Origin of the sequence: Shewanella zhangzhouensis, from assembly GCF_019457615.1 — a bacterium.
Taxonomy (GTDB): domain Bacteria; phylum Pseudomonadota; class Gammaproteobacteria; order Enterobacterales; family Shewanellaceae; genus Shewanella; species Shewanella zhangzhouensis.
This window is the reverse complement of sequence record NZ_CP080414.1, coordinates 3,711,516-3,724,790: the sequence shown is the minus strand read 5'-3', so window position 1 is coordinate 3,724,790 and position 13,275 is coordinate 3,711,516. Positions and strand designations below refer to the sequence as shown.

Below are 13,275 nucleotides of genomic sequence, written 5' to 3'. Positions count from 1 at the left end.
GTTCACGGCCTTGGCGTATTCCGGCCTTATCAGGCCTTCATCACCTTCACCGGACACTTCTTGAAGTCTGTCTCTTTTGACAGCGGATCAGTCGCGTCCAGCAGCAGCTTGTTTACCAGCTGACGGGCGTCGAAGAAGGGCATAAACACCACGCCACGGGGTGGCTTGTTGCGGCCCTTGGTTTCGACACGGGTCTTCACTTCACCCCTTGGCGAGGCCACAATCACCTCGTCGCCACGGTTCAGGCCACGGGCCTTGGCATCCTCTGGGTGCATAAAGATCTGCGCGTCAGGGTAGGCGCGGTACAGCTCAGGTACCCGGGCGGTCATGGAGGCGGTGTGCCAGTGTTCCAGTACCCGGCCTGTGCTCATCCACAGATCGTATTCTTCGTTCGGCTCTTCGGCGGCAGGCTCGTAAGGCAGGGCGAAAATCACCGCTTTGCCGTCTGGCTTACCGTAGAACTTGAAGCCTTCACCGGCCTTCACATAGGGGTCGGAACCCTCAACAAAGCGGCGCAGTGTTTCTTTGCCATCCACCACAGGCCAGCGCAGACCGCGGGTTGGGTGGTAGTCGTCGAAGGCGGCCAGATCGTGTGCCTTACCGCGACCGAAGGCGGCATATTCTTCGAAAATGCCCTTCTGCACATAGAAGCCGAAGTGCTCGGATTCATCGTTCAGCTCGCCCTTGCAGTCGGAGGTTGGGAACTTGTCGATAACGCCGTTGGCAAACAGCACCTGATACAGGCTCTTACCGGCATACTCAGGCTTTTTGGCAATCAGCTCGGCTGGCCAGACTTCGTCAATGGTGAAGCGCTTGGCGAATTCCATCAGCTGCCACAGGTCAGACTTGGCACCTTCCGGAGCCTTCACCTGCTGGTGCCACATGTGGGTACGGCGCTCGGCGTTACCGTAGGCACCTTCTTTTTCCACCCACATGGCGGTGGGCAGAATAAGGTCGGCGGCCATGGCAGTGACCGTTGGGTATGGGTCTGATACCACGATGAAGTTTTCGGGGTTACGGAAGCCCGGATAGATTTCATCGTTGATGTTGGGGCCGGCCTGCATATTGTTGGTACACATGGTCCAGTAGCAGTTCAGCTTGCCGTCTTTGAGCATCCGGCTTTGCAGCACGGCGTGGAAGCCGGGCTTGGGCGGAATAGTGCCTTCAGGCAGCTGCCAGAGTTTCTCGGTAATGGCGCGGTGCTTGTCGTTGGCCACCACCATGTCGGCGGGCAAACGGTGGGCAAAGGTACCCACTTCACGGGCGGTACCACAGGCCGATGGCTGGCCGGTGAGGGAGAAGGGGCTGTTGCCCGGGGTGGCGATTTTGCCGGTCAGCAGGTGGATGTTGTAGATCATGTTGTTGGTCCACACACCACGGACGTGCTGGTTCACACCCATGGTCCACAGGCTCATCACCTTCACGCTTGGGTCGGCATAGGCCTTGGCCAGCTCCACCAGACGCTCGGCGGGTACACCACTCATTTCGCTGGCGTATTCCAGGGTATAAGTGCTGACAAACTTGGCGTATTCGTCGAAGGAGATTGGCGTGGACTTGCCGTTGCCGGGGTTCTTGGCTTTTTTCTCCAGCGGATGGTCAGGGCGCAGGCCATAACCAATGTCGGTTACACCCAGGGCGAAGTTGGTGTGCTTGCTGACGAAGTCTTTGTTTACGGCCTTGTTCTGGATGATGTAGTTGGCGATAAAGTTCAGGATCACCATGTCCGTTTGCGGACGGAACACCATGGGGTTATCGGCCAAATCGAAGGAGCGGTTCTCGAAGGTCGAGAGCACGTGGACCTTGCCGTTGGGGTTGCTCAGGCGGCGGTCAGACAGGCGCGCCCAGAGGATGGGATGCATCTCGGCCATGTTGGCGCCCCAGAGCACGAAGTGATCGGCGGCTTCGAGGTCGTCATAACAGCCCATGGGCTCGTCGATACCGAAGGTACGCATAAAGGCGCCCACGGCAGAGGCCATGCAGTGACGGGCATTGGGGTCGATGTTGTTGGTGAGGAAACCGGCCTTGTGCAGCTTGGCGGCGGCATAGCCTTCCCAGATGGTCCACTGGCCAGAGCCAAACATGCCCACAGAGGTGGGGCCCTTGGCCTTGAGGCTGGCTTTCCACTTGTCGGCCATGGTGTCCAGCGCCACATCCCAGCTCACCGGGGTGAATTCGCCGTTCTTGTCGTACTTGCCGTCTTTCATGCGCAGCAGCGGCGTGTCCAGACGGTCCTTGCCGTACATGATTTTCGACAGGAAGTAGCCCTTGATACAGTTCAGGCCCTTGTTGACCGGGCTTTGGGGATCCCCCTTGGTGGCAACCACTTTGCCGTCCCGGGTGCCAACCAGCACCGAACAGCCCACGCCGCAGAAACGGCAGGGGGCTTTGTCCCATTTGATGTTGTCTTTCTGCTCAGCGGCTTCAACCACTTTCACTGGCAGAGTGACACCCACTGCCGTGGCCGCGGCCACGGCGGCATTGGCTTTTAGAAACTCGCGACGGCTTATGCTCATGGTGTTTCCTCACTCACTTGTTGTTCTTGCTCTGATTGGTGATAGATCAGACTGCTGGATAGCACCCCGTTAAGGGCATTGATGGCCTCGACATTGTCGAGAATGGCTCGCTGGGTGGACCCTTCCAGGGTCACGACCAACTTGCCTTCGGGACTGGTGGCATGAACCTCGGCGCCGGGCAGGGCTTCAATGGCATCACTGATGGCATTGGCCTGGCTGGGGGCGGCATGCACCACCAGACTGGTGACGTGATATTCCTGTGTCATGACATTTGCTCGCTACAACCGGGAACAGCAACGCTGACCCGGGGGCCTTGAATTAGCTTCGAGTCTAGACCTTGCTATTTTTGTGGGTATACCCACTAGGAGGTATCAGAGAGGTTTGTAGACAGAGATCATGTTTTTGAGCGTGATCTGCTTCTCAGTTTGAAATTTAACCAGTGACTTTTAAAAATCCTAAGCAGCCAGGCGAGCTTTTCACTCTGGGTAGCGCCTGAAAAATGAAGGGGTTAAATGAAATTGATTCTTGTTTTTCAATGGGGTTCATTTTAAAAGAACGACCATATCCAGGGGCAGTGGACAGCCCCTGTTGGACGTCGGGAAGGCGTCTGAGCCGATGCCCATCACCCCCATTGTATAGAGCGAGTTCATTCTCTTATTTACTGGTACTGAGCGTCGAGAAGCGACTCGCCCGATTCCTCATCGGCCGGCGCTTTGCCAAGTGAAGCAGGCGGTAAAATTCACCTTGTATCCGGTTAACAGCTTATTGCTTTATGGGTAGGTCGGTTTGTGTGGCGTTTAATCGGCGAAATCAGGCCGGTGTTAGCGCCTGTCTTAACCCCTACAATGCAACTCACCGGCGGGTGCCGCCGAACAGTCCCTGTCATTTTGGGATCACAAAGACTAAGCCGCGGGATATGAGTCTGGCCTGCCGGTTTTATTATTCCCTTTAATTCTATACAACTCACGAATGATAAATTTTGGATTGCATCATTTTGGGGCATTTTCGGGGCGGTGGTCATGGAATTGCCTGGGGGTGCCTAAGCGGTCACACAGGCTTTCTGTTGGAATTGGGATGTGGATCACCCGCCTTTTTGCCACTCAACGGGCAAGAGGGTTGGCGTTGCTTTTCATCAAATTGGCCTCTGTGCAGTCGCAAAATTGCGTGATCTGGCTCATGGGTTTTTATCTATCCAACTGTTAATTCGAAATATTTTATATTATTAATTTTAGCTGAATTTGTGTAACTTTATGACAAAATGGCATTGTGAGAGGGCGTTTAACGGCAGGATTTACCGGAATTTGGGCTATTTTGTAGTTAAATTTCATATTTGAGCCATTTGTGATGTGGCTGACGGAATTTTGAGTCTCGAATAGGTACGATCGCTCGCAGTGTATTTTCCAAGAGAGCGACCGCAATCATGGCAGATTATTCCGAAGCGATAATCACAGTGAAAAAGGGCCTGGATGTGCCCATTGCCGGTGCGCCAAGGCAGGTGATCGATACCGCCGCCAAACCTTCCCAGTTGGCCTTGCTTGGCAAGGAGTATGTGGGGCTTAAGCCTTCCATGCTGGTGGAAGAGGGCGAGCGGGTCATCAAGGGTCAGGCGCTGTTTGAAGACAAGAGCAACCCGGGTGTGCGCTTTACCGCGCCCTGTGCCGGGGTGGTCTCGGCCATTCATCGGGGCGACAAACGCCTGCTGCTGTCGGTGGTCATCGATTGTGATGGCTCTGATGAGAGCATCGACTTTGGCGGCGAGACAAACCTTGCCGGCTTGTCCCGTGAGCAGGTGCAGGACAAACTGCTGCAAAGTGGTTTGTGGACCGCACTTCGCACCCGTCCATTCTCCCGCGCGCCCAAACCGGGCTCAGCGCCTGCCGGTCTGTTTGTTACGGCCGTTGACACCAATCCCCTGGCTGCCGATCCGCGGGTAATCATCAATACCGACGTGGATGCCTTTGCCGCCGGTATGCAGGTACTTACTCACCTTACCGACGGGCCGGTGTTTTTGTGTCAGGACGGTAATCACGATCTGCTGCCGGGCGCCGAGCTGCCGCGGGTGCAAACCCACAGGTTCCAGGGTGTGCACCCTGCCGGGTTGGTGGGCACTCACATTCATATGCTGATGCCCGTCAGCATGGAGCGTCAGGTATGGCACATAGGCTATCAGGATGTGATGGCCGTTGGCCGCCTCTTTACCACAGGACAGCTGGATAACCGCCGCATCGTGTCCCTTGCCGGCCCCAATGTGCTTAAGCCTAGGCTGATTGCCACAGTGCTGGGTGCCAAGGTCAGCGATCTGGTGAAGGGCGAGCTCAAAGACGAAGTACATTCCCGGGTGGTATCCGGCTCAGTGCTCTCTGGCCATACCGCCCGTGGCGCCTTCGATTTTCTCGGTCGCTTCCACCCGCAAATTTCAGTGGTTACCGAAGATGACAGCGAGCAATTCCTGCCCTGGGTACGTCTGGGCCGGGACAAGTTCTCCATTACCCGTACCGTGCTGTCGCGCTTTTTGCCCAAGAAGCTCTACGACATGACCACCCACACCGGCGGTGCCAAGCGCGCCATGATGGCCTTTGGTCAGCTGGACCGGGTGATGCCGCTGGACATTCTGCCCACCCTGCTGGTGCGGGATCTGGTGGTGCGAGACACCGACGAGGCGCAGCTGCTCGGCGCCCTGGAGCTGGATGAAGAAGATTTGGCGCTGTGCACCTTCGTGTGTCCCAGTAAGTACGATTTTGGCCAGGAGCTTCGCGCCTGCCTGACGATTATCGAGAGGGAAGGCTAATGAGCAAGCCCACAAAGAAACCCAGTGCCCAGGACGCTTACTACGCTCCCGGACACACGATGAAAGACTTTTTCCGCTCGCTGTTTATTGGCCATGGCGCCAGCACCCAGGACAGGGTGCACGTGCGTGATGCCATTGAAGTGAAGCGCACCATGACCCTGGTGGCCCTGTGTCTGCTGCCTGCCATCCTGTTTGGCATCTACAACACCGGCCTGCAGGCGCAAATCGCCATGCTGGCCGGCAGCGCGCCGCTGGATAACTGGCATCAGGGTGTTTACAACGCCATCTTCGGTGGCCTGACCGAAAGCACAGGTATCTTTGGCCTGATGGCTTACGGCCTGATTTACTACCTGCCCATTTACCTCACGGCGCTCGTTACCACCATGTTCTGGGAAATGGTGTTTGCCAGGGCAAGACGTCAGGAAATGCAGGAAGGCTTCTTTGTGACCGCCCTGCTGTTCAGCCTGTGTTTGCCTGCCAATATCAGCCTGTGGCTGGTGGTGATGGGCATCAGCTTTGGTGTGGTGGTTGCCAAAGAGCTGTTCGGTGGCATGGGTTACAACTTCTTGAATCCGGCGCTGGCGGGTCTCGCCTTTATCTATTTTGCCTACCCAAGCGAAGTGACCACCTCGGCCCAGCTGGTGGCGGTGGACGGTTACAGTTCGGCCACTACCCTGGCGCAGGTTGCCGCCAACAAGATGAAGTTTGCCGAGTACCCCTGGTACCACGCCTTTAACGACGCCGCCTGGTGGGATGCCTTCCTCGGCTTTGAGGTGGGCGCCATTGGTGAAACCTCGGCGCTGGCGATTTTTGCCGGTGGTCTGCTGCTTATCCTCACCCGTCTCGCCGACTGGCGCATCGTGGTGGGCGTGCTTATCGGCGCCATTGCCACATCCTTGCTGTTCAATGTGTTCGGCGACGGCAAAAACGCCATGGCGGCCATGCCCTGGACCTGGCATCTGGTGACCGGCGGCTTTGCGCTGGGGATGATGTTTATGGCAACCGACCCTGTGACCACCGCCTACACCCGTCCCGGTAAGCTGATGTTCGGCATCCTGGTGGGCGCCATGACCATTCTTATCCGCGTGGCCAACGTCAAGCAGCCCGAAGGCATCATGCTGGCGATTCTGTTCGCCAACCTGTGGGCGCCGGTGTTGGATTCGCTGGTGGCAAGATTCAATATCAAACGGAGGCTGAAGCGCAATGGCCTTTAACAAAGACAGTGTTCTCGGCACCATGACCTTCACGGTCGTCCTGTGCCTGGTGTGCTCCTTTATGATCACCGGCACCGCCGATGTGCTCAAGGAGCGCAAGTTGGTGAAAAAACGCAACGAGCTGATGCAAAACGTGCTGCTGGCGGCCGACATCAAGGATGTTGCCGATGTCAAAGCCACCTTCGAGGCTCGGGTTCGTCCGGTAATGGTAAACCTCGCCACCGGCGAGCTGCATGACCGCGACAACATCCTCGACTATGACGAGCGCATGGCGGCCATCAACCCGCAAACTTCCAGCAAGATTGCCAAAGACACGGCCCGCATCAAGACCCGCGCCAACGAAATCCGCATCTTTAAAGTGCTGGATGACAAGGGCGAGTTGCAGGCTCTGGTGCTGCCGGTATACGGCAAGGGCCTGTGGTCGATTATCTACGGATTTGTGGGTGTGAAGGCCGACTTCAATACCATCACTGGGGCTGTGTTCTACGAGCACGGTGAAACCCCGGGTATCGGCGACTTCATCAACCACGACGACTGGCTCGCCAAGTGGCAGGGCAAGCAAATCTTCAATGCCAAGGGCGATGTGGCCTTCAAGATTGTGAAGGGCGAAGCCAAGGCCGGTGATTTGAGCGCCGTGGATGGTGTGAGCGGTGCCACCCGCACAGGCGCGGGCGTGGCCAAGGCGGTGCAATTCTGGTTTGGCCCCGAAGGCTTTGAAGCCGTGCTGGGCAAACTGAAAGCGGCGGGGGTGTGAGATGAGCGCAGTATTATCCAATCGTGAACTCCTGATGCGCCCGGTGTTTGCCAATAACCCGGTGGCCATGCAGGTGCTGGGGGTCTGTTCGGCCCTGGCGGTGAGTAACTCCATGCAAACCGCGCTGGTGATGACACTGGCGGTGACCTTTGTGTTGGTGTGCTCCAACTTCTTTATCTCGCTTATTCGCGCCTTTATCCCCAACAGCGTGCGCATCATCGCCCAGATGACCATTATCGCTTCGCTGGTGATAGTGGTGGATATGGTGCTTCAGGACGTGGCGCCGGACTTATCCAAGCAGCTGTCGGTGTTTGTGAGCCTGATTATTACCAACTGTATCGTGATGGGCCGCGCTGAAGCCTTTGCCATGAAAGAGCCGCCGCACCTGTCGGTGATGGATGCCATCGGCAATGCCGCCGGTTACGGCTTTATCCTGCTCAGTGTCGCCTTTGTGCGCGAGCTCTTGGGTTCTGGCACCCTGTTTGGTCACAGCATTCTGAAGACCATAGAGCAGGGAGGCTGGTATCTGCCCAACGAGATGTTCAAGCTGCCCCCCAGCGCCTTCTTCCTGATTGGCGTCATCATCTGGGTGGTTAACATAGCTCAGCGCAAGCGCGCCAAGGCCTGAGGATAACGTCATGGAACACTACATTAATCTGTTTATCCAGGCGTCATTTATCGACAACATGGCGCTGTCTTTCTTCCTGGGGATGTGTACCTTCCTTGCGGTGTCGAAGAAGGTGTCTACGTCGCTTGGTCTCGGTATTGCCGTGATTGTGGTGATGGTGCTGGCGGTGCCGCTCAATCAGCTGATTTATGTTGCCGTGCTCAAGCCGGGCGCGCTGGCGTGGGCAGGCTTCCCTGAGCTGGATTTGTCCTACCTGCAGCTCATCACCTTTATCGGGGTGATTGCGGCGCTGGTGCAAATTCTTGAAATGGTGCTCGACCGCTTTATGCCGGTGCTGTACCAGACTCTGGGGATCTTCCTGCCGCTGCTCACCGTAAACTGCGCCATTTTCGCCGGGGTGATTTTTATGGCGAACCGCGACTACACCCTGACCGAGTCGGCGGTGTTTGCCGCCGGTGCCGGTACCGGCTGGGCGGTGGCCATTGTGCTGCTCGCCGGTATTCGTGAACGGCTCAAGTTCAATGCCATCCCCGAAGGGCTGCAGGGCATTGGTATCACCTTTATCACCACAGGGCTGATGGCGCTGGGCTTTATGTCCTTTGCCGGTATCAGCCTGTAACGGAGGAACATCCATGGAAATGACGATTGGAATGGGTATGTTCACCGTGGTGGTGTGCATCCTGGTGGCGGTCATCCTGATTGCCCGCAGCAAGTTGGTGGCAAGCGGCGATGTAAAGCTGCGCATCAACGACGATAGCGATAAAACCGTGGCCGTGCCTGCCGGTGGCAAGCTTTTGGGCGCCCTGGCCGGTAGAAATATCTTCGTGCCGTCTGCCTGTGGCGGCGGCGGTACCTGCGGTCAGTGCCGGGTGAAGGTGAAATCCGGTGGCGGCGATATCCTGCCCACCGAGCTTGACCATATCACCAAGAAAGAGGCCAAGGAGGGTTGCCGTCTGGCCTGTCAGGTGGCGGTGAAATCCGATATGGATCTTGAGCTCGATGAAGAAATCTTCGGGGTGAAGAAGTGGGAGTGTGAGGTCATTTCCAACCGCTCAACCGCCACCTACATCAAAGAGCTGCTGCTCAAGGTGCCAGAAGGCGAAGAGGTGGACTTCAAGGCAGGCGGTTATATTCAGATTGAAGCCCCAGCCCACCAAGTGCATTACAAAGACTTTGATATTCCGGAAATCTTCCGCGACGACTGGGAAAAGTACGGCCTGTTTAATCTGGTCTCCAGGGTAGATAGTGAGGTCATGCGCGCCTACTCCATGGCCAACTATCCGGAAGAAAAGGGCCGCATCATGTTGAACGTGCGTATTGCCACGCCGCCAAGCCCTGAGCTGCCACCGGGACAGATGTCGTCCTTCATCTTTAACTTGAAGCCCGGCGACAAGGTGACCATTTCCGGCCCCTTCGGCGAGTTCTTTGTCAAAGAGACTGACGCCGAAATGGTGTTTATCGGCGGTGGTGCTGGTATGGCGCCGATGCGCAGCCACATATTCGATCAGCTCAAGCGGGTGAAAACGGCGCGCAAGATGAGCTTTTGGTACGGTGCCCGCTCCCTGCGTGAGGTGTTCTATCAGGAGGACTTCGATGGTCTCGCGGCCGAAAACCCCAACTTCCAGTGGCACATCGCCCTGTCTGAGCCCTTGCCGGAAGACAACTGGACCGGCTACACCGGCTTTATCCATAACGTGCTGTATGAAAACTACTTAAAGCAGCACAAGGCGCCGGAAGACTGTGAGTTTTACATGTGTGGCCCGCCCATCATGAACAGTTCAGTGATTGCCATGCTCGAAAGCCTGGGCGTTGAGCGTGACAACATATTGCTGGATGACTTTGGTGGCTGACATCAAGGCATAAAACATCTACCAATCCCCACCCGCAGGTGGGGATTTTTTTTACGTTTTTTCAAGCGATTGACCATGATATGTTAGTGAAAAATCGGCCAGGGCAGGAGTGGCAATGGAGCTTTGTAAGGCGACGGCAGAGGATGCACAGGCGATATGGGATTTACGCAATAGCGCCATTCTTGCGGGTTGCGAGGGCTTTTACGACGATAAGAGTCTTGCCCGCTGGACCGAAGGCGAGCTGACCCAGAGCTTTACCGCCGTGGTGGCCCAGGGTTTTTATGTGGTGAAAGACGGGCCCCGGGTGGTGGGCTGCATCATGCTGGACCTGACCCATCCCGAGCTCAAAGGCGGTGAAGGCCAGCTCGAGGCGGTGTTTGTCGCCCCGGACATGATGGGGCGCGGCGTGGGAAAGCTGCTGATGGCTTTTGTGGAAGAGTTGGCCCTGACGCAGGGCATCAACAGGCTCCGGCTGGAGTCCACCCTCAACGCTGTACCCTTTTATCGGGCCTGCGGCTTTGGGGAAGAGGCGCGCTCGCTCTACCACAGCCCCCGGGGTTTTACCCTGGATTGCTGCCTGATGTACAAGAACCTGGCTGCCAAGCCCTGATGGTTCAGGCTCTGCCGAGCGGCCAGGATTGTAGCACCTCATAGCGAACACCGGCTGGGGTGCTGTTTGAAAGGTAGAGGTTAAGGGTGTCGGGGCGCAGTATCACAGGCTCCGGCTGCCACTCGGGGACCTGGTATTGTTTTACTTTGCGAAACAGGGTGATGTGGGGGTTAAAGCTGTGCTCACTCTGATGCAGCCCCAGGGTATGGCAGAGTGACTGACACCCTTGGTAAAGGTCTGTCAGGCCGGAGTCTGTGGCCTTACCCCACAAACACAGGACACCGGCACCGCGCCAGTGCACCAGGGTGCTGAGTCGCTGCTCAAACCCCGGCATGGCGACGCCTTCGAGTGCGGCCTCGAGTGTTTGCCGCTGACAATGACTGGTTTGCCCCAAAAAGGCCAGGGTCATATGCAGGTTGGTTTTTGCCACGGGTTTTCCGGGGGCGCCGAGGCGTTTTTGCAGCTTAAACATAGATTCGCGCTCCTGGTCCGAAAGTGCGAATCCTAAAAATAGTCTTTGTGCATCAGACATAAAGGCTTACCTTTGTCCAAGTCAGTAGGCCAAACCTTGCCTATACTCTTGGTTGAATGCAAGTAACAGCTATTCCGGGAAGGAAAGCGTAAATATGTCATTGCCTGAGTTAAACCCGCTGCATGCTGCGCTGGCAGGGATATTCACCGATGTCCCGCTGGTAACGCTGGAACAGAATGTCGACCGTGCGCTGCAAACCATGACGGCGAAGCTCGACTGTGATGGCGTGTTTGTGCTCTCTGCCGCGACCAGGCAACCCGGTGTCACTCCCCGCAATATCTATCTTAAGCCCGGTAATGTGCCCAATAATCAGGTGCGCCATTGGCCGCTGGCGCGTATGCCGTATTTCAGACGATTAATGCGCCAACCCAGGCTCCTCAATGTACCCGACATCGCCCGCTTGCCTTCTGAGGCTGCACAGGAGAAGCGCTTTTTACGGGAGTGGCGGGTAAAGAGCCTGTTGGTGCTCACGCCTGTGCATTTTGGAGAAACCCAGATTGCCCTGGGAGCCGTTAATTGCGAACGAGCAAGAGACTGGTCGCAGGCCTTTATGGATGAGCTTGGCATAGCGGCCACCCTTATCTGTGCCGTGATGGAGCTGACCCGCATAGCCCAGGCTCTTACCGTGAGCGAGCGCCGTTATCAGGAGCTGTTCAACCAGTTGCCACTGGCCTGTGGACTGGTGGACAGACGTAACAGGGTGAAATTGTTAAACAGCATAGCCCGCCAGAATTTGCCGGTGAGTGATGGTCAGGATCTGCTGGCCCTGGTAAGGCCCGAGGAAGAGGCCATGCTGCAGGATACGCTGCAGGTGGTGCGTGATGGGGTACTGAGTCAGGCCTGGTGTGAGATTTCCATGAAGGGGCCGCTGCTGAATCAGCAATGGATCAAGCTGAGCTTCAGCACCATGTCCGATGACCCGGGTACCCTGCTGATGCTGGCGGAAGACGTGAGTGAGCGCCACCGGCTGGCCGACGAGCTCTCATTTCATGCCAATTACGATGCCCTCACCGGGCTGCCAAACCGTTCCCATTTCGAAGCCGTGCTCGACAAACTGCTGCAGCAGCTACCGGAAGAGCCCATTTGCGTGGCATTTCTCGATTTGGACCAGTTTCAGGTGATCAACAATGTCAGTGGTCATCAGGCCGGTGACAAGTTGTTGTGTCAGGTGGCGCTCAGGCTCAAACAGCTGGTGCGCAAAGGGGATACAGTGGCCCGCCTCGGCGGCGATGAATTTGCCATCCTGATGCACTATTGCAACGAGGACACCGCCAGAGTCATTGCCCAGCGCATCTGTACCCAATTGTTTGAACATGAGTTTTACTGGGAACACAGGCGCCACAATGTGTCAGTTTCCATGGGGGTGGCGCCGCTGGATGCCGGAGTTACTGATATCTATGTGCTGATGAGCCGTGCCGATGCGGCCTGTCGGCTCGCCAAGGAGCAGGGGCGCAATGGCTGGCATATCTACTGCGCCACCGACCCGAAAATGAACCGGCTTTACAGTGAAATGACCGCCTCGGTGGACATCATAGATGCCCTGTCACAAAACCAGTTTCAGCTTCACTATCAACTTATAGAACCGCTGTTGAACAAGCAGGCCGGCATTCATATGGAAATACTGCTGCGTCTCGAACGGCCCGATGGCAAGATGCTCTCGCCGGGGCTTTTTCTACCAGCGGCAGAGCGATACAGCCTGGCATCCAGGGTAGACCGCTGGGTAATAGATAATTTGCTGCGCTGGGGAGGCAGCCATCTGGCGCTGTGGCAGGATCTGGATATGGTGTCGGTCAACCTGTCGGCCAACTCCCTCGGCGATCACGAATTTATGGAGTGGCTCGAGATACGACTGATGGCCGAGCCTGAGCTGGTGAGCAAATTGTGTTTTGAAATCACCGAAACTGCGGCTGTCAGCCAGCTGGAACAGGCCCAGGCCCTGATTGAACTCTTGCAGCCCCTTGGCTGTAAACTGGCGCTGGATGACTTTGGCTCGGGCTTTTCAAGCTTTGCTTACCTTAAGCTGCTGGATGTGGACTTTGTCAAAATCGACGGGCAATTCGTGGTGAACCTGTGTGACAACAAGTCCGATCAAGCCATCGTCAATGCCATCTGCCAGCTGGGGCGGGACATGGACTTCGACGTCATCGCGGAATTTGTGGAGTCAGTCGATATCGGCAAACGTCTGCGGGAACTTGGGGTGGATTATGCCCAGGGTTATGCCATCGGCAAGCCAGAACCGCTCGATAACCTCAGCAGTGGCAAGCGTGTCCCCTGGCTTCGCGACTTAGCGACAGATTGACTGAGCGACTGAGCCTGCCGCTTTGCCCCGACTGCACTTGTGGCCCCCTTTCCTGTACAATGGCCGCCACTGTTTTCACCCGCCGGA

Annotated in this window: 11 protein-coding genes; 8 read left to right on the top strand and 3 right to left on the bottom strand. The window is 56.5% G+C overall.

Features of this window, described 5'->3' with window-relative positions; genetic code table 11:
• Positions 1 to 29: 29 nt before the first annotated feature.
• Together napA and K0H63_RS16330 are read right to left on the bottom strand one after the other, a co-directional pair.
• Positions 30 to 2,513 (bottom strand): nitrate reductase catalytic subunit NapA, encoded by a 2,484-nt coding sequence (gene napA, locus K0H63_RS16335; RefSeq protein ID WP_220065597.1) that lies wholly within the window; start codon positions 2,511 to 2,513, stop codon positions 30 to 32.
• Positions 2,510 to 2,779: a chaperone NapD gene (locus K0H63_RS16330; protein ID WP_220065596.1), complete on the bottom strand. Its 270-nt coding sequence runs from the start codon at positions 2,777 to 2,779 to the stop codon at positions 2,510 to 2,512. The genes napA and K0H63_RS16330 overlap by 4 nt, the downstream gene beginning before the upstream one ends.
• 1,154 nt (positions 2,780 to 3,933) lie before the next feature.
• Between K0H63_RS16330 and K0H63_RS16325 the strand changes: the two genes are divergently transcribed.
• From K0H63_RS16325 to K0H63_RS16295, 7 genes are all read left to right on the top strand, one after another.
• The gene (locus tag K0H63_RS16325; protein WP_220065595.1) at positions 3,934 to 5,301 is read left to right on the top strand and encodes a Na(+)-translocating NADH-quinone reductase subunit A; all 1,368 of its coding nucleotides are present in this window, start codon (positions 3,934 to 3,936) and stop codon (positions 5,299 to 5,301) included.
• Positions 5,301 to 6,515 carry an NADH:ubiquinone reductase (Na(+)-transporting) subunit B gene (locus K0H63_RS16320; RefSeq protein WP_220065594.1) on the top strand — a complete coding sequence of 405 codons (1,215 nt, stop codon included), beginning with the start codon at positions 5,301 to 5,303 and terminating at the stop codon, positions 6,513 to 6,515. Before K0H63_RS16325 ends, K0H63_RS16320 begins: the two co-directional genes overlap by 1 nt.
• Positions 6,505 to 7,269, top strand: coding sequence for a Na(+)-translocating NADH-quinone reductase subunit C (locus K0H63_RS16315; protein ID WP_220065593.1), 765 nt, complete (start codon positions 6,505 to 6,507; stop codon positions 7,267 to 7,269). The genes K0H63_RS16320 and K0H63_RS16315 overlap by 11 nt, the downstream gene beginning before the upstream one ends.
• A 1-nt stretch (position 7,270) precedes the next feature.
• Complete coding sequence (locus tag K0H63_RS16310) at positions 7,271 to 7,897, top strand: NADH:ubiquinone reductase (Na(+)-transporting) subunit D (RefSeq protein WP_011761085.1); 627 nt, start codon at positions 7,271 to 7,273, stop codon at positions 7,895 to 7,897.
• Positions 7,898 to 7,907: 10 nt separating this feature from the next.
• A complete protein-coding gene (nqrE, locus tag K0H63_RS16305) occupies positions 7,908 to 8,516 on the top strand; it encodes an NADH:ubiquinone reductase (Na(+)-transporting) subunit E (RefSeq protein WP_011761084.1) in 609 nt (202 codons plus the stop codon).
• Between the two features lie 13 nt (positions 8,517 to 8,529).
• Entirely contained in the window at positions 8,530 to 9,747 is a 1,218-nt protein-coding gene (gene nqrF / locus K0H63_RS16300) for an NADH:ubiquinone reductase (Na(+)-transporting) subunit F (RefSeq protein WP_220065592.1), read from the top strand.
• A 115-nt stretch (positions 9,748 to 9,862) separates the two neighbouring features.
• Complete coding sequence (locus K0H63_RS16295) at positions 9,863 to 10,357, top strand: GNAT family N-acetyltransferase (protein WP_220065591.1); 495 nt, start codon at positions 9,863 to 9,865, stop codon at positions 10,355 to 10,357.
• A 4-nt stretch (positions 10,358 to 10,361) separates the two neighbouring features.
• On the opposite strand, the gene thpR is transcribed toward K0H63_RS16295, so the two are convergent.
• Positions 10,362 to 10,829: an RNA 2',3'-cyclic phosphodiesterase gene (thpR, locus tag K0H63_RS16290; protein WP_258405603.1), complete on the bottom strand. Its 468-nt coding sequence runs from the start codon at positions 10,827 to 10,829 to the stop codon at positions 10,362 to 10,364.
• 154 nt (positions 10,830 to 10,983) lie between these two features.
• On the opposite strand from thpR, the gene K0H63_RS16285 reads away from it, so the two are divergent.
• Positions 10,984 to 13,188: a putative bifunctional diguanylate cyclase/phosphodiesterase gene (locus K0H63_RS16285; protein ID WP_220065589.1), complete on the top strand. Its 2,205-nt coding sequence runs from the start codon at positions 10,984 to 10,986 to the stop codon at positions 13,186 to 13,188.
• The last annotated feature ends 87 nt before the right edge of the window (positions 13,189 to 13,275 follow it).